22 protein-coding genes are annotated in these 20,425 nt (G+C 61.7%); 14 read left to right on the forward strand and 8 right to left on the reverse strand.

The annotated features are described in order from the left end of the window. Positions 1–45: 45 nt before the first annotated feature. Positions 46–552 carry a peptide deformylase gene (gene def, locus PSH66_RS00095; RefSeq protein ID WP_042943972.1) on the reverse strand — a complete coding sequence of 169 codons (507 nt, stop codon included), beginning with the start codon at positions 550–552 and terminating at the stop codon, positions 46–48. 135 nt (positions 553–687) lie between these two features. Between def and PSH66_RS00100 the strand changes: the two genes are divergently transcribed. From PSH66_RS00100 to PSH66_RS00110, 3 genes are all read left to right on the forward strand, one after another. Beyond that, a complete protein-coding gene (locus PSH66_RS00100; protein WP_141062780.1) occupies positions 688–1,464 on the forward strand; it encodes a peptidoglycan-binding protein in 777 nt (258 codons plus the stop codon). 63 nt (positions 1,465–1,527) lie between these two features. Beyond that, entirely contained in the window at positions 1,528–2,631 is a 1,104-nt protein-coding gene (dprA, locus tag PSH66_RS00105; protein ID WP_003170727.1) for a DNA-processing protein DprA, read from the forward strand. 75 nt (positions 2,632–2,706) lie between these two features. Next, a complete protein-coding gene (locus PSH66_RS00110) occupies positions 2,707–3,264 on the forward strand; it encodes an L-threonylcarbamoyladenylate synthase (protein WP_003170728.1) in 558 nt (185 codons plus the stop codon). 148 nt (positions 3,265–3,412) lie between these two features. Here PSH66_RS00110 and PSH66_RS00115 read toward each other — a convergent pair whose 3' ends face one another. Continuing rightward, a complete protein-coding gene (locus PSH66_RS00115; protein WP_305428153.1) occupies positions 3,413–4,390 on the reverse strand; it encodes an NADPH:quinone reductase in 978 nt (325 codons plus the stop codon). A gap of 159 nt (positions 4,391–4,549) precedes the next feature. Between PSH66_RS00115 and hemF the strand changes: the two genes are divergently transcribed. Together hemF and aroE are read left to right on the forward strand one after the other, a co-directional pair. Further along, positions 4,550–5,482 carry an oxygen-dependent coproporphyrinogen oxidase gene (gene hemF / locus PSH66_RS00120; RefSeq protein WP_078826678.1) on the forward strand — a complete coding sequence of 311 codons (933 nt, stop codon included), beginning with the start codon at positions 4,550–4,552 and terminating at the stop codon, positions 5,480–5,482. Then, the gene (gene aroE, locus PSH66_RS00125; protein WP_003170732.1) at positions 5,482–6,300 is read left to right on the forward strand and encodes a shikimate dehydrogenase; all 819 of its coding nucleotides are present in this window, start codon (positions 5,482–5,484) and stop codon (positions 6,298–6,300) included. The genes hemF and aroE overlap by 1 nt, the downstream gene beginning before the upstream one ends. Before the next feature lie 34 nt (positions 6,301–6,334). Here the strand turns inward: aroE and PSH66_RS00130 are convergent, their stop codons facing one another. From PSH66_RS00130 to betC, 3 genes are all read right to left on the reverse strand, one after another. Continuing rightward, positions 6,335–7,903 carry a SulP family inorganic anion transporter gene (locus tag PSH66_RS00130; RefSeq protein WP_003170733.1) on the reverse strand — a complete coding sequence of 523 codons (1,569 nt, stop codon included), beginning with the start codon at positions 7,901–7,903 and terminating at the stop codon, positions 6,335–6,337. A gap of 99 nt (positions 7,904–8,002) precedes the next feature. After that, complete coding sequence (gene choX, locus PSH66_RS00135; protein ID WP_305428154.1) at positions 8,003–8,917, reverse strand: choline ABC transporter substrate-binding protein; 915 nt, start codon at positions 8,915–8,917, stop codon at positions 8,003–8,005. A 16-nt stretch (positions 8,918–8,933) separates the two neighbouring features. After that, positions 8,934–10,448, reverse strand: coding sequence for a choline-sulfatase (betC, locus tag PSH66_RS00140; protein WP_003170735.1), 1,515 nt, complete (start codon positions 10,446–10,448; stop codon positions 8,934–8,936). 103 nt (positions 10,449–10,551) lie between these two features. Here betC and PSH66_RS00145 point away from each other — a divergent pair, with 103 nt between their 5' ends. The 6 genes from PSH66_RS00145 (at position 10,552) to PSH66_RS00170 (ending at position 16,230) form a co-directional block, all read left to right on the forward strand. Then, on the forward strand, positions 10,552–11,502 hold the full coding sequence (locus PSH66_RS00145; protein WP_003170736.1) for a LysR family transcriptional regulator: 951 nt from the start codon (positions 10,552–10,554) through the stop codon (positions 11,500–11,502). Positions 11,503–11,533: 31 nt separating this feature from the next. Then, positions 11,534–11,860 carry a DOPA 4,5-dioxygenase family protein gene (locus tag PSH66_RS00150; RefSeq protein ID WP_042943973.1) on the forward strand — a complete coding sequence of 109 codons (327 nt, stop codon included), beginning with the start codon at positions 11,534–11,536 and terminating at the stop codon, positions 11,858–11,860. 165 nt (positions 11,861–12,025) lie between these two features. Further along, positions 12,026–12,985 carry a 2-dehydro-3-deoxygalactonokinase gene (locus PSH66_RS00155; RefSeq protein ID WP_305428155.1) on the forward strand — a complete coding sequence of 320 codons (960 nt, stop codon included), beginning with the start codon at positions 12,026–12,028 and terminating at the stop codon, positions 12,983–12,985. A 1-nt stretch (position 12,986) separates the two neighbouring features. Then, positions 12,987–13,607, forward strand: coding sequence for a 2-dehydro-3-deoxy-6-phosphogalactonate aldolase (locus PSH66_RS00160; protein ID WP_003170739.1), 621 nt, complete (start codon positions 12,987–12,989; stop codon positions 13,605–13,607). Positions 13,608–13,655: 48 nt separating this feature from the next. Beyond that, complete coding sequence (dgoD, locus tag PSH66_RS00165; protein ID WP_003170741.1) at positions 13,656–14,804, forward strand: galactonate dehydratase; 1,149 nt, start codon at positions 13,656–13,658, stop codon at positions 14,802–14,804. 115 nt (positions 14,805–14,919) lie between these two features. Further along, positions 14,920–16,230: an MFS transporter gene (locus tag PSH66_RS00170; protein WP_003170742.1), complete on the forward strand. Its 1,311-nt coding sequence runs from the start codon at positions 14,920–14,922 to the stop codon at positions 16,228–16,230. Positions 16,231–16,269: 39 nt separating this feature from the next. Here the strand turns inward: PSH66_RS00170 and trpA are convergent, their stop codons facing one another. Both trpA and trpB read right to left on the reverse strand, forming a co-directional pair. Further along, entirely contained in the window at positions 16,270–17,079 is an 810-nt protein-coding gene (gene trpA / locus PSH66_RS00175) for a tryptophan synthase subunit alpha (RefSeq protein WP_141062774.1), read from the reverse strand. After that, entirely contained in the window at positions 17,079–18,305 is a 1,227-nt protein-coding gene (gene trpB, locus PSH66_RS00180; RefSeq protein WP_141062773.1) for a tryptophan synthase subunit beta, read from the reverse strand. Before trpB ends, trpA begins: the two co-directional genes overlap by 1 nt. Positions 18,306–18,416: 111 nt before the next feature. Between trpB and PSH66_RS00185 the strand changes: the two genes are divergently transcribed. After that, entirely contained in the window at positions 18,417–19,313 is an 897-nt protein-coding gene (locus PSH66_RS00185) for a LysR family transcriptional regulator (protein ID WP_305428156.1), read from the forward strand. Positions 19,314–19,321: 8 nt separating this feature from the next. Here PSH66_RS00185 and PSH66_RS00190 read toward each other — a convergent pair whose 3' ends face one another. Then, on the reverse strand, positions 19,322–19,648 hold the full coding sequence (locus PSH66_RS00190; protein ID WP_003170746.1) for a YqjD family protein: 327 nt from the start codon (positions 19,646–19,648) through the stop codon (positions 19,322–19,324). Between the two features lie 157 nt (positions 19,649–19,805). Between PSH66_RS00190 and PSH66_RS00195 the strand changes: the two genes are divergently transcribed. Then, a complete protein-coding gene (locus PSH66_RS00195) occupies positions 19,806–20,021 on the forward strand; it encodes a dodecin (RefSeq protein ID WP_003170747.1) in 216 nt (71 codons plus the stop codon). A 115-nt stretch (positions 20,022–20,136) separates the two neighbouring features. Next, entirely contained in the window at positions 20,137–20,361 is a 225-nt protein-coding gene (locus PSH66_RS00200) for a DUF1161 domain-containing protein (RefSeq protein ID WP_003170748.1), read from the forward strand. Positions 20,362–20,425 lie beyond the last annotated feature (64 nt).

Below are 20,425 nucleotides of genomic sequence, written 5' to 3' on the forward strand. Positions count from 1 at the left end.
ACAAAAGAAAAAGGCTTGCCGCAGCAAGCCTTTGGAAGGAGGGCATCAAGCTTGCTGGCGATGCTTTTTTTCCAGCTTCTTCTTGATTCGGTCGCGCTTGAGCGTGGACAGGTAATCCACAAACAGCTTGCCGTTGAGGTGGTCGCACTCGTGCTGGATACACACCGCCAGCAGGCCTTCGGCAATCATCTCGAACGGCTTGCCGTCGCGGTCCAGCGCCTTGATCTTCACGCGCAGCGGGCGTTCGACGTTCTCGTAGAACTCCGGCACCGACAGGCAGCCTTCCTGGTATTCGCCCATCTCGTCGGTCAGCGGTTCGAACTCAGGGTTGATGTACACCCTCGGTTCGCTGCGATCTTCGGACAGGTCCATGACCACCACGCGCAGGTGCACGTTGACCTGGGTCGCGGCGAGGCCGATGCCTGGGGCTTCATACATTGTTTCAAACATGTCATCGACCAACTGACGAACCTTATCGTCCACTACGGCCACCGGTTTGGCGATCGTGCGCAGGCGCGAGTCGGGAAATTCGAGGATGTTCAAAATAGCCATAAGCGTAATTGCTGCACATGTGAGGTAGAGGCAAATCGGCGGTGGGATGGACCCACATGGCCGGTGTGGAACGCTCGCAAGCCGCGAAGGCCCTGGCATTTCACGCGAACGCACATAATAAAGGAGATTCACCCCATGAGGAAATCGCTACTCGTCTTGCTGCTGTGGGCGCCGTTCGCCATGGCCCTGCTGCCCCCGCCCGAGCAACGCCTGGATCGGTCAATGCAACAGGCCATCCAACACTTTTTAACGCACAACCGCATTCTGGATTCGCCCCAGGATCTGGACAACGCGCCTTACATCGTCGCGGCAGGCGTCGGCCGCGTGCTGGGCGCGACGGGGGAACGCGTGCACGCCAGAGGCGCCCTTGACCCAACTCAGCCGAGCTATGGGATCTTTCGCCGGGGCAAGGTCTACACCGACCCGCGCACCGGAGAGCTGCTGGGCATCAACGCTGATGATATTGGTACTGCGCGTTTTGTCACCGCCGGTGACCTCAGTACCCTGGCCGTGCAGCGCGTCACCCAGGAAGTGCGCCCCGGTGACCGGTTGCTGCGTGTCGAAGTGCCCGTTGCCGGTACCCGCGTCGATACCACCAAGCCCGCGCCCCTCGTTGAAGGACAGATCATCGATATCCCCAAGGGCGTCACCCAGATCGGTGTGCTGGATACGGTCATCCTGAACAAAGGGCGCCGCGACGGCCTGGTCGAAGGCCGACTACTCACTGTGATGAAGGCCGGCGCCAGCGTGCGCGACACGCTCACCGGTGCTGCGGCGAACCTGCCGGATGAACGCGCCGGCACGCTGTTGGTGTTCCGCACTTATGAAAAGCTCAGCTATGGGCTGGTGCTCAGCGCATCGCATCCGCTGGCAGTGATGGACCGTTTCGAGACTGTCCGCCAACCGCAATAAATAGCCTGCTAAATAAGTTACCAACAGAGTTATCCACAGCTTGTTATGGTCAAGGATGATCCGATGTATCCGTCAAACAGCCATGAAATATCCCCGTCAGAACTGGAAGCGCGCTTACGCTTGCACAGGCTGCCGGAAGTCGGTCCCAAGCGGTTTCGCGTATTGATCGAAGCGTTCGGCAGCGCGTCAAAGGCCATCAGTGCGCCTGCCAGCGCCTGGCGGGCGTTGGGCTTGCCATCCGCCAGCGCCGATGCCCGGCGCAGCCCTGAAATCCGCGACGGCGCCAGTGAGGCATTGGCATGGCTCAGGCGCCCGGCCCAGCATTTGCTGATGTGGGACCAGCCGGATTACCCGGCGCTCCTGGCCCAGATCGATGATGCGCCGCCGCTGTTATTCGTCGCCGGCGACCCTGCAATCCTGGAAAAACCGCAACTGGCGATGGTCGGCAGCCGGCGCGCCTCGCGTCCGGGCATGGACACGGCTGCGGCGTTTTCGCGTAGTTTGGCCAGCGCCGGTTTTGTCATCACCAGCGGCCTTGCACTCGGCATCGACGGTGCGGCGCATCAGGCGGCATTGGACGTGGGAGGCCAGACAATTGGTGTGCTCGGCACCGGGCTCGAAAACTTTTATCCACAGCGCCATCGACGTCTCGCTGCAGCGATGATTGCCCAAGGCAGTGCCGTGGTTTCCGAGTTTCCGCTGGATGCCGCGCCCCAGGCCGGCAACTTCCCACGGCGCAATCGCATCATCAGTGGTCTGTCCCTCGGCGTGCTGGTGGTGGAGGCCAGTATGGCCAGCGGCTCGCTGATCACCGCGAAGCTGGCGGCCGAGCAAGGGCGCGAGGTGTATGCGATCCCGGGTTCCATTCATCATCCCGGCGCCAGGGGCTGTCACCAGTTGATCCGTGAGGGTGCGACGCTGGTGGAAACCATCGAACATATCCTGGAAGGCTTGCGTGGCTGGCAGGCACTGTCGCGTCCGACGCCGACGCCGGTGACTCACCCGCTGGTGGCGCTACTGCACGCCTCGCCCCACACCAGCGAAGCCTTGGCGATTGCCAGTGGGCGGCCGCTGTCGCAGGTGCTGGCGACCCTCACGGAGCTGGAGCTGGAAGGCCAGGTGATCTGTGAAAGCGGGCGCTGGCTTGCGCGCTGCCAGCTTTTGTAGCCGCCAGTTTTTTGGAACTGGGTTTTGTAACGAAGATCGGTAAACTGCGCAGAGCTTTAGTCTGGAGAGTGAGCAATGGTCAACAGGTGGCGTGTGCTGGAAACCGCACGGGAAATTCGCGCAGGCGCGGTGATTGCTTATCCGACCGAAGCAGTTTGGGGGTTGGGCTGCGACCCGTGGAACGAAGAAGCGGTAGACCGTTTGCTCGCCATCAAGAATCGCTCGGTGGACAAGGGCCTGATCCTGGTGGCGGATAACATTCGCCAGTTCGATTTTCTGTTCGAAGACTTCCCGCAGGATTGGATCGACCGCATGGCCAGTACGTGGCCGGGGCCGAACACCTGGCTGGTGCCTCATCAGGACTTGTTGCCCGAATGGGTCACCGGTGTGCACGACACGGTCGCGCTGCGGGTTACGGACCATCCACTGGTGCGGGATCTGTGCTCGTTGGTGGGCCCGTTGATTTCCACCTCGGCCAATCCTCAGGGCCGCCCGGCTGCGCGCACGCGGATTCGCGTAGAGCAGTATTTCCGCGGGCAAGTGGATCTGGTGCTGGGCGGGGCGTTGGGCGGGCGCAAGAACCCGAGCCTGATTCGCGATCTGGTGACGGGTGAGGTGGTGCGTCCCTCGTAGGGCTTATGTGGCGAGGGAGCTTGCTCCCGTTGGGCCGCGAAGCGGCCCCAAAACAGGCAATGGTGTTTTTTTCAGGTAAACCGCATTCTCTGGTTTTGGGCCTGCTTCGCCGGCCAACGGGAGCAAGCTCCCTCGCCACAAAGGGCAGTCAAGGCAGCAAAACGGTTGAACCTGTCGTACGCCGCGCCGACAACGCCGTCTGCGCTTTCGCCGCATCCGCCAGCGCATACCGCTGGTTGATATCAATGCGCACCTTGCCGCTGTTGATCATCGCAAACAGATCGTCCGCCATCGCTTGCAGGTTCGCCGGATTGTTGGCGTAGGTCGCGAGGGTCGGCCGGGTTACGTACAGCGAACCTTTGGCCGACAAAATCCCCAGGTTCACCCCATCCACGGCGCCCGATGCATTGCCGAAGCTCACCACCAGCCCACGCGGTGCCACACTGTCCAGCGAGGTCAGCCATGTGTCCTTGCCGACGCCGTCATACACCACCGGTACCTTTTTGCCGTCAGTCAATTCCAGCACGCGCTGTGCGACGTTTTCCTTGCTGTAGTCGATGGTTTCCCAGGCGCCGAGGGATTTTGCCACGGCGGCTTTTTCCGGCGAACTGACGGTGCCGATCAACTTTACGCCCAGGGCCTTGGCCCATTGGCAGGCCAGGGAGCCCACACCGCCGGCTGCGGCGTGGAACAGGATGGTTTCGCCGCCCTTCAATTCATAGGTCTGGCGCAGCAGGTACTGCACCGTCAGGCCCTTGAGCATGGCGCCGGCGGCCTGTTCGAAGCTGATGCCGTCCGGCAGGTGTACCAGGTTGACGGCGGGCAGTACGTGGAATTGGCTGTAGGCACCCAGCGGGCCGCTGCCGTAGGCCACGCGGTCGCCGACCTTGAACTGGGTGACTTCGCTGCCGACGGCATCTACCACGCCGGCGCCTTCCGCGCCCAGGCCCGATGGCAAGGCCGGGGGTGCATACAGGCCGCTACGGAAATAAGTGTCGATGAAGTTCAGGCCAATCGCCTCGTTGCGCACGCGCACCTGCTGTGGGCCAGGCTCCGCTGGCGTGTAGTCCACATACTCGAGCACGTCGGGGCCACCATGGGCACTGAACTGGATACGTTTTGCCATCTGCCTTCTCCTTGGGTCGAATTCGCGTAGCCCCCTATCCCACTCCTAAGCTTGATCCTCGTCAACTGCGGCGAACCTGAGTGCAGTGGTATCCTGTGCGCCCATTTGCCGCCGACGCCCACTGGCCTCGCGTAGCGTTGCCCGATTCAAGGTGATCTCATGACTACCCGCACCGAGGCTGTCAAAGCCTACCTGCTCGACCTGCAAGACCGCATTTGCAGCGCCCTGGAAACCTTTGAGACGGACACTCGCTTTACCGAAGACGCCTGGACCCGGCCTGCGGGCGGTGGCGGTCGCACCCGTGTGATTGCAAACGGCGCGGTGATCGAAAAAGGCGGCGTTAACTTTTCCCACGTGTTCGGCAGCGGTCTCCCACCCTCCGCCAGCGCGCATCGCCCTGAACTGGCCGGTCGCGGTTTTGAAGCCCTTGGCGTGTCCTTGGTGATCCACCCGCACAACCCCCATGTGCCGACGTCCCACGCCAACGTACGTTTTTTTATCGCCGAAAAAGAAGGCGAAGAGCCGGTGTGGTGGTTCGGTGGCGGCTTCGACCTCACGCCCTACTACGGTAACGATGAAGACTGCATCCACTGGCACCGTGTGGCCGAGCAGGCCTGTGCGCCATTCGGCCCGGACGTGTACGCGCGCTACAAGGCGTGGTGCGACACTTATTTCCATATCAAGCACCGCAACGAGCCCCGTGGCATCGGCGGTCTGTTCTTCGATGACTTGAACGAGTGGGACTTCGACACCTGCTTCGCCTTCATCCGCGCCATCGGCGATGCCTACATCGACGCCTACCTGCCGATCGTGCAGCGTCGCAAAGCCACGGCCTATACCGCGCAGCAACGTGAATTCCAGGAGTTCCGTCGCGGCCGCTACGTTGAATTCAACCTGGTCTACGACCGTGGCACCCTGTTCGGCCTGCAATCGGGTGGGCGTACCGAGTCGATCCTGATGTCGCTGCCGCCCCAAGTGCGCTGGAGCTATGACTGGAAGGCCGAGGCCGGCAGCGAAGAAGCGCGTCTTACCGAATATTACCTGCAGGACCGCGATTGGCTCGGCATTGCAGTGCCCAAGGCGGCGGTCTGATGGATCGTTATGTCGTCTTCGGTAACCCCATCGGCCACAGCAAGTCGCCGCTGATTCACCGTATGTTCGCCGAGCAGACTGGCGAACAACTGGACTACAGCACCTTGCTCGCACCGCTGGAGGATTTTACCGGCTGCGCTCGTGAGTTTTTTCTGCGAGGTCGGGGTGCCAACGTCACCGTGCCGTTCAAGGAGGAGGCCTATCGCCTGGCCGACAGCCTCACCGAGCGCGCCCAACGTGCCGGTGCGGTGAACACCTTGAGCAAGCTGGCCGATGGCACCTTGTTGGGCGACAACACCGACGGCGCGGGCCTGGTGCGTGACCTGACGGTCAACGCCGGGGTGCGCCTCGAAGGCAAACGCATCCTGTTGCTGGGCGCCGGTGGCGCGGTACGCGGAGCGCTGGAGCCGTTGCTGGCCGAGCGACCCTCGTCGTTGATCATTGCCAACCGCACCGTGGAAAAAGCTGAATTGCTTGCCGAGTTGTTCGACGATCTGGGCCCTGTATCCGCCAGCGGTTTCGACTGGCTGCGTGAGCCGGTGGACGTGATCATCAATGCAACGTCCGCCAGCCTGTCAGGCGATATACCTCCGATTGCCGGCAGCTTGATCGAACCGGGCAAGACCTTTTGCTACGACATGATGTACGCCAAGGAGCCGACTGCATTCTGCCGTTGGGCCAGCGAGCAGGGTGCAGCGGTAGCGATGGACGGCCTGGGCATGCTGGTTGAACAGGCAGCCGAAGCGTTCTTCCTGTGGCGCGGTGTGCGTCCGGAGTCGGCACCTGTATTGGCGCAGCTGCGCCGCCAGTTGGCTTAACGCCTATCTAAAGTGGGCACAGTTTTAACCGCGTTCAGTCTTCGAAATGGATGGGGCATTTATCGGCCCCCTCCAGCTTCTTCAACTCCTCAACCACCTGCGGCCTGGCTCGACGCAATGTCAAACTACGTCCCAGACCGCGCAACCGCCGCGCCTCCTGATGCAGCATCTCCACCCCGGAATAGTCGATAAAGTTGATCTGCTGCGCCTCGATCACCACCTTTTCGCCCTGCAAGCTTTGCAGGCGCACTTGCAGATAGTGGCTGGCACCAAAAAAGATCGAGCCGCCCACCCGCAGCACATCTTCTTCTCCATCCCGCCATTGCTGAACCCGTGGCTGCGAGGTGCGTTTGAGGTAGAAGAATAACGAGGCCAGCACCCCCGCATAGATCGCCGTTTGCAGCTCCAGCAACAAAGTGGCGATGCAGGTGAGGCTCATCACCACAAACTCGGCGCGGCTGACCCGGAACAGCGCGCGTATACCGCGATGATCCACCAGGCCCCAGCAGATCAGCAGGATGCTCGCCGCCATGCTCGTGATCGGGATATGCGCGATCAACGCCGCGCCAAACAGTGCAAACAGCGCCACCCACAGCGCAGAAAACACCCCGGCCAGCGGCGAACAGGCACCGGCTTCATAGCTGAGGCCTGAACGGGTAAAAGAACCGGCCGACAAGTAGCCAGAGAAAAATCCACCGACGATGTTGGATAAACCCTGCGCGCGCACTTCCTGATTCGCGTCAAGCAATTGCTGCGAACGGGCCGACAGCGAGCGGGCAATCGACAGGCTGGTCACCAGCCCCAGCATGCCCACCGCCACGGCACTCGGTAGCAGGCGCAGGATCATGTCCAGGTCCATCGGCAAAGGGCTGAACGGCGGCAGTTTGCCGATAAACGAACTGACGCGTGCCACATGCCCGAACATCGATGGCCACAGCCAGGCTGTCAGGCTGCTCAATGTCAGGGCGATTAACAGCGTTGGCCAGCGTGGCATCAGGTACTTGAGCAGTGCGCCCACCAGCAGGGTGCCCAGGCCCAGGGCCAGCGAGGCGTGGTCCCACTCGCCGGCATGCTCGATCAGCGCCAGCAGGCTATTGATCGCCGTGGCCTGGCTCGGCAAAACCAGCCCCAGCAGGTTGGGTAACTGCCCCAGGGCGATCACCACGGCGGCGCCCAGGGTGAACCCCAGCACCACCGAATGAGAGACGAAATTTACCAGCGCGCCGAAGCGCAGCATGCCCAATAACCACTGGAAAACGCCGGCGAGGAATGTCAGCAGCAGGATGAGCGTGATGTAGTCCTGCGATCCCGGCACGGCCAGCGGGCTGACGCTGGCGTAGAGCACGATGGAAATCGCCGCCGTCGGGCCGCAGATCAGGTGCCAGGACGAGCCCCACAGACACGCGATCAGTACCGGGATGATGGCGGCGTATAGGCCGTACTCTGGTGGGAGGCCGGCGATCAACGCGTAGGCAATGGACTGTGGCAAGGCGAGAACCGCGCCACTGAGGCCGACGATTGCATCCCGGCCGACGCGGGCGCGGGTTTGGCGCGGGAGCCAGCTGAGGAAGGGGAAAAGTGTATGGCGGTTGGGCCGGGGCATTTATAACTCGGCTGAAAAGGTTTGACTCAAGGGTATCAGTACACGCCAATCCCTGTGGGAGGGAGCTTGCTCCCTTCCACATTGGAACAATGCAGGGCTTTAGAGTTTGGCTTTGACCGCCGCCAGCGCATCCTGGCCATCCACGGTTTTTACACCCTCCAGCCATTTATCCAGCACCGCCGGATTGGCCTTGATCCACGCCTTCGCCGCCTCGGCATTGCTGACCTTGTTGTTGGCCACCTCGGCCATGATGCTGTTCTCCATTTCCTGGGTGAAGCTCAGGTTGGTCAGCAGTTTTCCTACGTTCGGGCAGGCCTGCGCATACCCTTTACGGGTCAGGGTATACACGCTGCCGGTGTCGCCAAAATACTTCTCGCCGCCCTTGAGATAGTGCATTTTCAACTGCACGTTCATGGGGTGCGGGGTCCAGCCGAGGAAGGTGACGAAGCGCTGTTTTTTCACCGCCCGCGATACTTCGGCAAGCATCGCCTGTTCGCTGGACTCGATCAGCTTCCACTGGCCCAGATCGAAGTCGTTCTTCTTGATGATCTCCTGCAACGAGATGTTCGCCGGCGCGCCGGAGCCGATGCCGTAGATCTTCTTGTCGAACTTATCGGCAAACTTATTCAGGTCGGCAAAGTCGTGCACACCCGCGTCCCACACATAGTCCGGCACGGCGAGGGTGAACTCGGTGCCGTCAAGGTTCTTGGCCAGTTGCACCACCTCGCCATTGGCCACGAACTTGTCGTAAAAGCCTTGCTGCGCCGGCATCCAGTTACCGAGGAACACATCCACCTGGCCATCCTTGAGCCCGCCAAAGGTGATCGGCACCGCCAGGGTGTCGACTTTCGCCTTGTAGCCCATGCCCGTCAGCAGGAACCCGGTGATGGCATTGGTCGCGGCAATGTCGCTCCAGCCGGGATCGGCCATTTTCACCGTTTCACAACTGGCATCTGCGTACACATTGGCGCTGCTTAACGCCAGAATGCCCAGCACTACCGTTAATTTTTGCATGGCCTTCCCTCTGTATTTATTGGTTTTGGCAGGGTTGTGGATAACGTGCCTTGCGCTCCAGGTCGTCGAGGTCGATGTGGTTGCGCATGTATTGCTGACTGGCGTCCACCAGTGGCTGGTGATCCCAGCTCTTCAGCTTGCCCTGGGTCAGCGCCTCGAATACCAGGCGACGGCGGCGTTGGCTGGCGAGCACTTGCTGGTGGATCGCCGGGATGTCCCATTTGGCCCGCGCCTCGTCCAGGAAGGCGGCAAACAGCGCCTGATGCTGCGGCGACTGGCTGAGTTCCTCCTGCTCCCGTGGGTCGTTGTGTACATCGAACAGTAGACACGGGTCGTCTTCGCTATAGATGAATTTATAGGCGCCCCGGCGAATCATCATCAGCGGGCTGATGGTGCCTTCGGCCATGTATTCGCCGAACACTTCGTCGTGCCCACCCTGCCCTTGCAAGTGCGGCACCAGCGAGCGGCCGTCCAGCGGCAGGCGTGGGTCCAGCTCGCCGCCGGCCAGCTCCACCAGCGTGGGCAGCAGGTCGGCGGTGGACACGGCTTTTGATACGCGCCCCGCCGCAAACTGCCCCGGCGCGCTGACCAGCAGCGGCACGCGGGCGGCCATTTCAAACCAGTGCATTTTGTACCAGAGGCCACGCTCGCCGAGCATGTCGCCGTGGTCGCCGGAGAACACGATGATGGTGTCGTCGGCCAGGCCGGTGTCTTCCAGGGTTTGCAGCAGCTTGCCGACATTACTGTCGATGTAGCTGCAGGCACCGAAGTAGGCGCGGCGCGCATCGCGGATCTTATCCACGGGCAGTGGTTTGTCCCACAGGTCATAGACCTTGAGCAGGCGCTGGGAATGTGGGTCGAGATCACGCTGTGCCGGAGTCGCAGGCAAAGGGATGTCGCTGTCGTCGTACAGGTCCCAGAACGGCTTGGGAATGGTGTACGGATCGTGGGGATGGGTCATCGACACGGTCAGGCAGAACGGCTGGTCGCCGTCCTCGCGAATATGGTCGAACAGATATTGCTGGGCCTTGAATACCACCTCTTCGTCGAAATCCAGCTGGTTGGTGCGCACGCATGGGCCGGCTTGCAGCACCGAAGACATGTTGTGGTACCAGCTGGGGCGTACGTGCGGCTCATCCCAGTTCACCGCCCAGCCATAGTCGGCGGGATAGATGTCGCTGGTCAGGCGTTCTTCATAGCCATGCAACTGGTCGGGGCCGCAGAAGTGCATCTTGCCCGACAGCGCGGTGCGGTAGCCGAGGCGCCGCAGGTAGTGAGCATAGGTGGGGACATCGGCGGGAAAATCCGCCGCGTTGTCGTAGGCGCCGATCTTGCTCGGCAGTTGCCCGCTGACCAGCGTGAAGCGCGATGGCGCACACAGCGGGCTGTTGCAATATGCAGCGTCGAATACCACACCTTGCTCGGCGAGGCGGCTCAAGTTCGGCAGCTTGATGGGCGAAGAACCGTAGAACGGGAGCAACGGCGCGGCCATTTGATCGGCCATGATGAAAAGAATGTTCTTGCGCTTCATGGGTTCTCGGCATTCCATAGGCGGTGTTTATGCGAATGAGCATGCAGCCCATGTAAATTGGGGTAAAGCCCATGAAAGGCAATGTCTAGGATAAGCGTAGCTTATGTATGAATCTCTCGGTGATGTGTCCCTCGACCTGCTGCGCGTATTCGAAGCAGCGGCTCGTCATCGCAGCTTTACGGCGGCGGCGATGGAGCTGGGCACCACCCAGCCGGCGATCAGCCAGCAGATCAAGCGCCTGGAAGAACAACTGGCGATTCGCCTGTTTGATCGCATCTACCGCGGCATCGAGCTGACCGAGGCCGGCGCGGTGCTGTTCGAACACGTCCAGGGTGGGTTACTGGCCATCAACGAGGGCCTCAGCGCCATCACCCAACAGGACCAGCACGAAGTGCTGCAAGTGGCTACCGACTTCGCCTTCGCCGCCTATTGGCTGATGCCGCGCCTGCATCGCTTCCACCAGGCCAACCCGCAGGTCGATGTGAGCCTGGTGACCAGCGAGCGCAACCACGCCACCCTGCGCAGCGACATCGATGTGGCGGTGCTGTTTGGCGATGGGCGTTTCAAACAGGGCGACAGCCTGTGGCTGTTCAACGAGGAAGTCTTCCCGGTGTGCAGCCCGCAGTGGCTCAAGGACCAGGCCGCGCCGCTGACCCTGCACAACCTGCACGACGTGCCCCTGCTGCACCTGCGCCAGGAAAACAACAGCCGGTGGTTCGACTGGAGTGGGGTGTTTCGCGAGCTGGGCATTAGCGTTGCGCCGACGCCAGGCCAGTTGCGCTTCGACAACTACACCCTGCTGATCCAGGCAGCGATTGCCGGTCAAGGCGTGGCCATCGGCTGGCGCCACCTGGTGGATAACCTGCTGGAGCAGAACTGGCTGTGCCGGCCGATCAGCAACACGGTGATCTCCCGCTTCGGCTATTACGTCGTGCAGCCGCAGCGCAAACGCCGCGGGCAGTTGGTTGAGCGTTTTGTCGATTGGCTGGTGGCTGAGCAGGCCAGCAGCGCGCAGTCATTGACCGGGCTGGCACTGCCGTCGATTGCGGTCTAGCATCTGGCGCACAGTCGGTAGGGAGTTCCGCATGCAACGTATCAAGGGCTATCACGCCCACATCTACTTCGACGCCAGCACCCTCGATCAGGCGCGCACCCTGTGTGAAGACGGCGCAAAAATGTTCCCGCTGCGCATGGGGCGCGTGCATGAGCGCCCTGTGGGCCCGCACCCGGACTGGAGCTGCCAACTGGCCTTCGACCCCGAATACATCGGCGTGGTGCTGCCGTGGCTGGCGCTGAATCGCAATGGGCTGGTGGTATTCCTCCACCCTGAAACCGGCGATGAGCTCAAGGACCACACCGATCACGCCATCTGGATGGGCGCGATGCGTACGCTGGACCTGTCTGCTTTTTAACCATCCTTTCTGATCCGCAAGCCTCTCCTTCTTTAAAGGATGTAGGGATTTGCGCAGTCATCTCCCATTATATGGGATTGATATTTATATATTGAGATATCGTCAAGCTTAGGTTTATATTCGCCCATCTGCTTTTTTCAGCACCCACTCATTTCAGGTGAAGCGATGCAGGCGCAATTGATCGCGCTCGATTGGGGAACCAGCTCCCTTCGTGCTTACAAACTCGGCCCCGCAGGTGTGGTGCTGGAACAACGCTCGCTGGCGTCGGGCATCATGCATTTGCCCAGCGAGGCCCGGGAGATTGCCGGCGTGCTGTGCAGTGATGGCTTCGAATTGGCCTTCGATGCGGCGTGCGGCGATTGGCTCGAGGCTGAACCTGGCTTGCCGGTGATCGCCTGCGGCATGGTCGGCAGCGCCCAGGGCTGGAGCGAGGCGGCGTATCGCAATACCCCCGTCGACGTCGCCAGCCTGGGTCAGGCACTGCACAAGGTGTGCAGTCTGCGGGGTGTCGAGGTGCATATCGTGCCCGGCGTGATCGAGCAGGTCGGTTTGCCCAATGTGATGCGCGGCGAAGAGACCCAAGTGTTGGGTGTCTTGCACGGGCTGGAGGCCGAGGTGTTGATTGGCCTGCCGGGCAGCCACTCCAAGTGGGTCGAGGTAGTGGGTGGCCGCATCACCCACTTCGACACCTTTATGACCGGCGAGGTGTTTGCGGTGTTGAGCAAGCACAGCCTCCTGGGCCGCACCCAAAAGCCTTCTGAAACATTCCAGGCCGATGCCTTTGACCGAGGCGTGCACGTGGCGCTGTCCGACGAGGGCGAGCGTGGTGTGCTGTCGACGCTGTTCAGTGCGCGCACCCTGGGCCTGACCGCTGAACTCTCGTCCGAACAGCAGCCTGACTACCTGTCGGGCCTGTTGATCGGTCACGAACTGTCCGGCCTGCCGGACCGCGCCAAACACCTGCCGATCATTCTGGTCGGCGCCGCCCCCCTCTGCACCCGCTATCAACGCGCCCTCGCCCTGTGTGGTTTTGCCCATGTGAGCCTGGCGCAAGAGGCCACCGAGCGCGGCCTGTGGCAACTGGCCGTGGCGGCCGGGCTCACTCAACCTGTATCGGAGGCCTGACATGCTCAAGCAAGCACTCGCACAAAACGGTTTGATCGCGATCCTGAGGGGTGTGCGCCCGGACGAAGCCAAGGCGGTCGGCCAAGTGCTGTACGACGCCGGTTTTCGCGTGATCGAAGTCCCGCTCAATTCGCCGGACCCCTACACCAGCATCCGCACCCTGCGCGACAGCCTGCCCGCCGATTGCCTGATCGGTGCCGGCACGGTGTTGACGCCCGAGCAGGTTGAGCAGGTGAAAGCGGCCGGCGGCCAAGTGATCGTCATGCCCCACAGCGATGCCAAGGTGTTGCGCGCCGCGAAGGCCGCGGGCCTGTACCTGTCGCCGGGTGTGGCCACGCCCACCGAAGCCTTCGCCGCACTGGCCGAAGGTGCCGACGTATTGAAGCTGTTTCCGGCCGAGCAAATGGGCCCGGCGGTGATCAAGGCGTGGCTGGCGGTATTGCCGCAGGGCACGTTGTTGCTGCCGGTGGGCGGTATTAACCCGGACAACATGCAGGTGTTCACCGACGCCGGCGCCAAAGGGTTCGGGCTGGGTTCCGGGTTGTTCAAACCGGGTATGACCGTGGATCAGATTGCGAGCCGCGCCCAGGCGTATGTCGCGGCCTGGAAAGCCCTGAGCTGAGATCAAATTCCGCGCCCACAGGCGCCGCATCTATAAGAGAGATAACAGATGAAAATCACCAAACTGACGACCTTTATCGTCCCGCCGCGCTGGTGCTTCCTCAAGGTCGAAACCGACCAGGGCGTGACCGGTTGGGGCGAGCCCGTGGTCGAAGGCCGTGCTCATACCGTGGCCGCCGCCGTTGAAGAACTGTCCGACTACCTGATCGGTAAAGACCCACGCAACATCGAAGACATCTGGACCGTGCTCTATCGCGGCGGCTTCTACCGGGGCGGCGCCGTGCACATGAGCGCCCTCGCCGGCATCGACCAGGCACTGTGGGACATCAAGGGCAAGGCCCTCGGCGTCTCCGTCAGCGACCTGCTCGGTGGCCAGGTGCGTGACAAGATCCGCGTGTATTCGTGGATCGGTGGCGACCGTCCAGCCGACACCGCCCGCGCTGCCAAAGAGGCCGTGGCCCGTGGTTTTACCGCCGTGAAAATGAACGGTACCGAAGAATTGCAGTTCGTCGACAGCTTCGAAAAAGTCGACCTGGCCCTGGCCAACGTCGCCGCTGTGCGTGATGCGGTCGGCCCTAACGTCGGCATCGGCGTCGACTTCCATGGTCGGGTGCACAAGCCCATGGCCAAGGTGCTGATGAAGGAGCTGGACCCGTACAAACTGATGTTTATCGAAGAGCCGGTGCTCAGCGAAAACTACGAAGCCCTCAAGGAGCTGGCGCCGCTGACCAGCACCCCGATCGCCCTGGGTGAGCGTCTGTTCTCGCGTTGGGACTTCAAGCGCGTGCTCAGCGAAGGCTACGTCGACATCATCCAGCCGGATGCTTCCCACGCCGGCGGCATCACCGAAACCCGCAAGATCGCCAACATGGCCGAAGCCTACGATGTGGCCCTGGCCCTGCACTGTCCGCTGGGCCCGATTGCCTTGGCCGCTTGCCTGCAACTGGACGCGGTTTGCTACAACGCGTTTATCCAGGAGCAAAGCCTGGGCATTCACTACAACGAGAGCAACGACTTGCTCGACTACGTGCGCGACCCTGGCGTGTTCGACTATGACCAAGGCTTTGTGAAGATCCCCAACGGGCCAGGCCTGGGTATCGAGATCAACGAGGAGTACGTGATCGAGCGCGCCGCCATCGGCCATCGCTGGCGCAACCCGATCTGGCGCCATGCCGATGGCAGCTTTGCCGAGTGGTGATTCCCTCCTGAAGAAACACGGTTAAAAATGTGGCAGGGGGCTTGCTCTCTTCCACATTTTGATTCGGTTTTATCAGTAAGTCCGTCCTCAATAAACATAAAAAGAGGCACTTCCCATGCACCCTGAATCCCTCACCGGACAGGCTTCTTTAGTCACGCCTAGCCGAAAGCGCTTCTTCATCATGGTGCTGCTGTTCATCACTGTGGTCATCAACTACCTCGACCGCAGTAACCTGTCGATTGCCGCCCCTGCGTTGACCAGCGAGTTGGGTATCGACCCGGTGCATGTCGGCCTGATTTTCTCGGCATTCGGCTGGACCTACGCCGCCATGCAGATCCCCGGCGGTTGGCTGGTCGACCGGGTGCCGCCGCGCATCCTCTACACCGCCGCCCTGCTGCTGTGGTCCATCGCCACCGTGATGCTGGGCTTTGCCGCCAGTTTCATCGCGCTGTTCGTGCTGCGCATGGCCGTCGGTGCGTTGGAGGCGCCGGCCTACCCGATCAACAGCCGCGTGGTCACTACCTGGTTTCCCGAGCGCGAGCGTGCGACGGCGATTGGCTTTTACACCTCGGGGCAATTCGTCGGGCTGGCGTTCCTCACGCCGGTACTGGCCTGGCTGCAGCATGAGTTCGGCTGGCACATGGTGTTTGTCACCACCGGTGGTGTCGGCATCTTGTGGGCGGTGATCTGGTACGCGGTGTACCGCGAGCCGAAGGATTTCAAAGGCGCGAACGAGGCTGAAATCCAATTGATTCGCGACGGTGGCGGCCTGGTGGACATGCAGGCGCAAACCGCCAAGGCGCCGTTCAGCTGGGTCGATCTGGGCATCGTGCTGAGCAAGCGCAAACTCTGGGGTATTTACCTGGGGCAGTTCTGCCTGAACTCCACCCTGTGGTTCTTCCTGACCTGGTTTCCGACCTACCTGGTGAAATATCGCGGCATGGACTTCATCAAGTCCGGCCTGCTGGCCTCGCTGCCGTTCCTTGCCGCATTTGTCGGTGTGCTGTGTTCCGGGATTTTTTCCGATTGGCTGATTCGTCGGGGCGCGTCGGTGGGCTTTGCGCGCAAGTTGCCGATCATTGGCGGGCTGCTGATTTCCACGGCGATCATCGGTGCCAACTATGTGGATTCGACGGCGTGGGTCATCGCATTCCTGGCGGTGGCGTTCTTCGGCAATGGCCTGGCGTCGATTACCTGGTCGCTGGTATCGACCCTGGCACCGGCACGGTTGCTGGGCCTGACGGGGGGCGTGTTTAATTTCATCGGCAACCTGTCCGCGATTGCCACGCCGATCGTGATTGGTTTTCTGGCCAGCGGCGATTCGTTCGCGCCAGCGATCACCTACATCGCGGTGCTGGCGTTGCTGGGGGCATTGTCTTACATATTGCTGGTGGGCAAGGTCGAGCGGATCAAGCTGGACGAATAAACGGCGGCGAGGGAGTACGCTCCCTCGCCACAGCAAGCCTTACTTGCGTGCGTTGCGCACGCCTTCGGACAGCGCCGCGCAATGGCTCAACACGCCATCAATCGCCTGCTGTTCGCTGCCGGCGTTGGCGATGTGATCGATCAGCGCCGAGCCCACTACCACACCGTCCGCCAGGCGCGCGATGGCCGCCGCTTGTTCCGGCGTGCGGATACCGAAGCCGATGCTGATCGGCAGGTCGGTATGGCGACGCAGGCGGGTCACGGCTTCTTCGACGTGTTCCAGGGTGGCGGCACCGGCGCCGGTCACACCGGCCACCGACACGTAGTACACAAAGCCGGAGCTGCCGTTGAGTACGGTCGGCAGGCGCACGTCGTCGGTGGTCGGCGTGGTCAGGCGGATAAAGTCGATGCCGGCGGCCTGGGCCGGGTCGCACAGCTCGCCGTTATGCTCGGGCGGCATGTCGACCACGATCAGGCCGTCGACACCGGCTTCCTTGGCGTGCGTGATGAACGCAGGTACGCCGTATTTGTGGATGGGGTTGAAGTAGCCCATCAACACCAGCGGGGTGTCGTTGTTGTCTTTGCGGAACTCGCGGACCATCTGCAGGGTTTTCGCCAGGTTCTGCTTGGCCTCCAGCGCGCGGATGTTGGCGAGCTGGATGGCCGGGCCGTCGGCCATCGGGTCGGTGAAGGGCATGCCCAGTTCGATCACGTCGGCGCCGGCGGCCGGCAAACCCTTGAGGATCGCCAGGGAGGCGTCATACCCCGGGTCGCCGGCAGTGACGAAGGTCACCAGGGCGGCGCGGTTTTGTTCTTTGAGCTGGGCAAAGCGCGTTTGCAGGCGGCTCATCAGTGTTTCTCCTGCTTAGACTGTTCCATGTGGTGCATCACGGTCTGCATGTCTTTGTCGCCACGGCCGGACAGGTTGACCACCATCAGGTGATCCTTCGGCAGGGTCGGTGCGCGTTTGAACACTTCGGCCAGGGCGTGGGCGCTTTCCAGTGCAGGAATAATCCCTTCCAGGCGGCAGCATTTGTGAAAGGCTTGCAGGGCTTCGTCATCGGTCACCGAGGTGTACTGGACGCGGCCAATATCATGCAACCATGCGTGTTCCGGGCCGATGCCTGGGTAATCGAGGCCTGCGGAAATCGAGTGGGCATCGATGATCTGACCATCGTCGTCCTGCAGCAGGAAGGTACGGTTGCCGTGCAGCACGCCCGGTACCCCGCCGTTGAGGCTGGCGGCGTGCTTGCCGGTCTCGATACCGTGGCCGGCGGCTTCAACGCCGATGATCTCGACGCTGGTGTCATCCAGGAACGGGTGAAACAGGCCCATGGCGTTGGAGCCGCCGCCGATGCATGCCACCAGGCTGTCCGGCAGGCGGCCTTCCTGGGCTTGCAGCTGGGCGCGGGTTTCCTTGCCGATCACCGCCTGGAAGTCGCGGACCATCGCCGGGTACGGGTGTGGGCCGGCCACGGTGCCGATCAGGTAGAAGGTGCTGTCGACGTTGGTCACCCAGTCACGCAGGGCTTCGTTCATCGCGTCTTTGAGGGTGCCGGTGCCGGCGACCACCGGAATCACTTCGGCGCCCAACAGCTTCATGCGGAACACGTTGGCCTGTTGGCGCTCGATGTCGGTGGTGCCCATATAGATCACGCATTGCAGGCCAAAGCGCGCCGCGACGGTGGCGGTGGCCACGCCGTGCATGCCGGCGCCGGTCTCGGCGATGATGCGTTTTTTGCCCATGCGCCGCGCCAGCAGGATCTGGCCGATGCAGTTGTTGATCTTGTGCGCGCCGGTGTGGTTCAGCTCTTCACGCTTGAGGTAGATCTTGGCGCCACCACAGAACTCGGTCAGGCGTTCGGCGAAATACAGCGGGCTCGGGCGACCCACGTAGTCGCGTTGGAAGTAGGCCAATTCCTCGTTGAAGGCCGGATCAATCTTGGCTGCTTCGTATTCGCGAGCCAGTTCGAGGATCAACGGCATCAGGGTTTCAGCGACGTAACGGCCGCCGAACGCGCCAAACAGGCCGTTGGCGTCGGGGCCGTTGCGTAGATCGGTCTGGGACTGAGTCATGGGACGCTCCAGGGGAAAAAGGGGTGTAGGAAACAATGAGGGCCACTCTACCCCTGACGCGCCAGGCTGAAAACCGATAAGATCGCCGCAACCTGTCAGGAAAACTCACAGATGAGCCGAGACCTCCCGCCCCTCAATGCCCTGCGTGCGTTTGAAGCCGTTGCGCGGCTTAACAGCGTCAGCCAGGCTGCCGAGCAACTGCACGTGACCCACGGGGCGGTCAGTCGCCAACTTAAAGTGCTGGAAGAACACTTGGGTGTCAGCCTGTTCGTCAAGGATGGGCGAGGCATTAAACTCACAGATGCCGGCGCTCGGCTGCGCGATGCCAGCTTTGAGGCGTTCGAGCGTCTGCGCGATGCGTGCGTCGAACTCACCCAACGCAGCGCGGATGCGCCGTTTGTGCTGGGGTGTTCGGGCAGTTTGCTGGCACGCTGGCTGATCCCGCGCCTGGGCCGCTTGAATGCCGACCTGCCGGACTTGCGCCTGCACCTGTCGGCGGGTGATGGCGATCTCGACCCGCGCCGTCCTGGCCTGGACGCTTTGCTGGTATTCGCCGAGCCGCCATGGCCGGCGGATATGCAAGTGTTTGAACTGGCCAGCGAGCGCATCGGCCCGGTGCTGAGCCCGCGTTTCGCCGGTTACGAGCGTTTGCGCCAGGCGCCGGCATCAGCCCTGTGCGGCGAGCCGCTGTTGCACACCACCTCGCGTCCTCAGGCCTGGCCTATTTGGGCGCAGCAACACGCCATCGCGCCCGATGCGTTGAAGCACGGCCAGGGCTTTGAGCATTTGTATTATTTGCTGGAGGCAGCGGTGGCGGGGTTGGGGGTGGCGATTGCGCCTGAGCCGCTGGTGGCAGAGGATCTGCGTGCGGGTCGCCTGGTGGCGCCGTGGGGGTTCACTGACACCCCGGCGCACCTGGCGCTGTGGCTACCCAAGCGCGCCGCGGACGGGCGCGCCCGGCAGTTGGCGCAGTGGCTCAAGGCTGAGCTGATGCGCCAACCGAGTTAGCCGGTCTATCAGTCACCGCGTTTGCACAGCAGGTACGCCGCAAGCAGTCCCAGCGCGCCTACAGCGACACCGGCTGTAGTCCATGGGTGCTCTTGCGCGTAGTCACGAGTGGCAACGCCGGTTTCGCGAATTTTGACTTTGCTTTCTTCGTAGGCGTCGCTGATCAGGTGGCGCGAGTGCTTGAGGGCGTTCTCGGCGTTGCTTTTCAGGGCCTTCAGGGTCTTGCGCGACTCATCGGACGCATCGTCCTTGAGGCTCTCAAGGGACTTGAGCAGGCTCGAAATCTCGGCTTCCATGCTTTCCAGCGACGCTTTGCGTAAAGAAGTGTTGGCCATGTGGACATCTCCTGAAGTGATTGAGTGGCGTGTGTAGATACCGACTGCGCCGGTTTCAGAAAGTGCAGTAAATCTGAACTTTCGGGTAGGAATGGTCGCCAGAGGCAGTATGAACTTTGACTGCTAGGCTTTATTGACGACCCTCAGGAGAAACGCTATGTCTGATCATCACACCTACAAGAAAGTCGAATTGGTCGGTTCCTCGACCACCAGCATCGAAGATGCGATCAACAATGCGATTGCCGAGGCCAACAAGAGCCTCAAGCATCTGGAATGGTTTGAAGTGACCGAAACCCGTGGCCATATCGAAAACGGCAAGGTCGCCCACTACCAGGTCACGCTCAAGGTGGGATTCCGAATTGCCAGTAGTTGATCCGCTGAGTTGAACTTGCTGGCTGGCCGATTGCCATAACCTGCGCTACAACGATGGGGTGCCGACGCGAAAAGCGTCGGCATGTTCTTTTCGATCAGCGCAAGGAAAGTAACGGATGAAGAAGTTTCTGCTAGCGGTAGGTTTGTTGAGCATTGCGGGTACGGCCCTGGCGGCGGGCAAGCCTTGTGAAGAGCTCAAAAGCGAGATTGCAGCGAAACTCGACGCCAAAGGCGTTTCGGGTTATTCGCTGGAAGTCGTGGATAAAGGCGCCTCAACCGACGCAAAAGTGGTCGGTAACTGCGAAGGCGGCACCAAGGAAATCGTCTACAAGCGCGGTTAATCCAGTGTTGCAGACATAAAACCGACGCACTTGCCCACAGGTGCGTCGGTTTTTTTTCGCCTGC

It is taken from the genome of Pseudomonas sp. FP597, from assembly GCF_030687435.1.
GTDB lineage: Bacteria > Pseudomonadota > Gammaproteobacteria > Pseudomonadales > Pseudomonadaceae > Aquipseudomonas > Aquipseudomonas lactucae.

Bases quoted from the DNA above. Each gene is read 5' to 3' on its own strand.
- PSH66_RS00185 (WP_305428156.1), top strand. From the start codon at position 18,417: ATGAGCCGAGACCTCCCGCCCCTCAATGCCCTGCGTGCGTTTGAAGCC.
- PSH66_RS00100 (WP_141062780.1), top strand. From the start codon at position 688: ATGAGGAAATCGCTACTCGTCTTGCTGCTGTGGGCGCCGTTCGCCATG.
- PSH66_RS00200 (WP_003170748.1), top strand. From the start codon at position 20,137: ATGAAGAAGTTTCTGCTAGCGGTAGGTTTGTTGAGCATTGCGGGTACG.
- PSH66_RS00145 (WP_003170736.1), top strand. From the start codon at position 10,552: ATGTATGAATCTCTCGGTGATGTGTCCCTCGACCTGCTGCGCGTATTC.
- PSH66_RS00130 (WP_003170733.1), bottom strand. From the start codon at position 7,903: ATGCCCCGGCCCAACCGCCATACACTTTTCCCCTTCCTCAGCTGGCTC.
- betC (WP_003170735.1), bottom strand. From the start codon at position 10,448: ATGAAGCGCAAGAACATTCTTTTCATCATGGCCGATCAAATGGCCGCG.
- PSH66_RS00190 (WP_003170746.1), bottom strand. From the start codon at position 19,648: ATGGCCAACACTTCTTTACGCAAAGCGTCGCTGGAAAGCATGGAAGCC.
- PSH66_RS00160 (WP_003170739.1), top strand. From the start codon at position 12,987: ATGCTCAAGCAAGCACTCGCACAAAACGGTTTGATCGCGATCCTGAGG.
- dgoD (WP_003170741.1), top strand. From the start codon at position 13,656: ATGAAAATCACCAAACTGACGACCTTTATCGTCCCGCCGCGCTGGTGC.
- PSH66_RS00195 (WP_003170747.1), top strand. From the start codon at position 19,806: ATGTCTGATCATCACACCTACAAGAAAGTCGAATTGGTCGGTTCCTCG.
- def (WP_042943972.1), bottom strand. From the start codon at position 552: ATGGCTATTTTGAACATCCTCGAATTTCCCGACTCGCGCCTGCGCACG.
- PSH66_RS00110 (WP_003170728.1), top strand. From the start codon at position 2,707: ATGGTCAACAGGTGGCGTGTGCTGGAAACCGCACGGGAAATTCGCGCA.
- choX (WP_305428154.1), bottom strand. From the start codon at position 8,917: ATGCAAAAATTAACGGTAGTGCTGGGCATTCTGGCGTTAAGCAGCGCC.
- dprA (WP_003170727.1), top strand. From the start codon at position 1,528: ATGTATCCGTCAAACAGCCATGAAATATCCCCGTCAGAACTGGAAGCG.
- PSH66_RS00150 (WP_042943973.1), top strand. From the start codon at position 11,534: ATGCAACGTATCAAGGGCTATCACGCCCACATCTACTTCGACGCCAGC.
- hemF (WP_078826678.1), top strand. From the start codon at position 4,550: ATGACTACCCGCACCGAGGCTGTCAAAGCCTACCTGCTCGACCTGCAA.
- aroE (WP_003170732.1), top strand. From the start codon at position 5,482: ATGGATCGTTATGTCGTCTTCGGTAACCCCATCGGCCACAGCAAGTCG.
- PSH66_RS00155 (WP_305428155.1), top strand. From the start codon at position 12,026: ATGCAGGCGCAATTGATCGCGCTCGATTGGGGAACCAGCTCCCTTCGT.
- PSH66_RS00170 (WP_003170742.1), top strand. From the start codon at position 14,920: ATGCACCCTGAATCCCTCACCGGACAGGCTTCTTTAGTCACGCCTAGC.
- trpB (WP_141062773.1), bottom strand. From the start codon at position 18,305: ATGACTCAGTCCCAGACCGATCTACGCAACGGCCCCGACGCCAACGGC.
- PSH66_RS00115 (WP_305428153.1), bottom strand. From the start codon at position 4,390: ATGGCAAAACGTATCCAGTTCAGTGCCCATGGTGGCCCCGACGTGCTC.
- trpA (WP_141062774.1), bottom strand. From the start codon at position 17,079: ATGAGCCGCCTGCAAACGCGCTTTGCCCAGCTCAAAGAACAAAACCGC.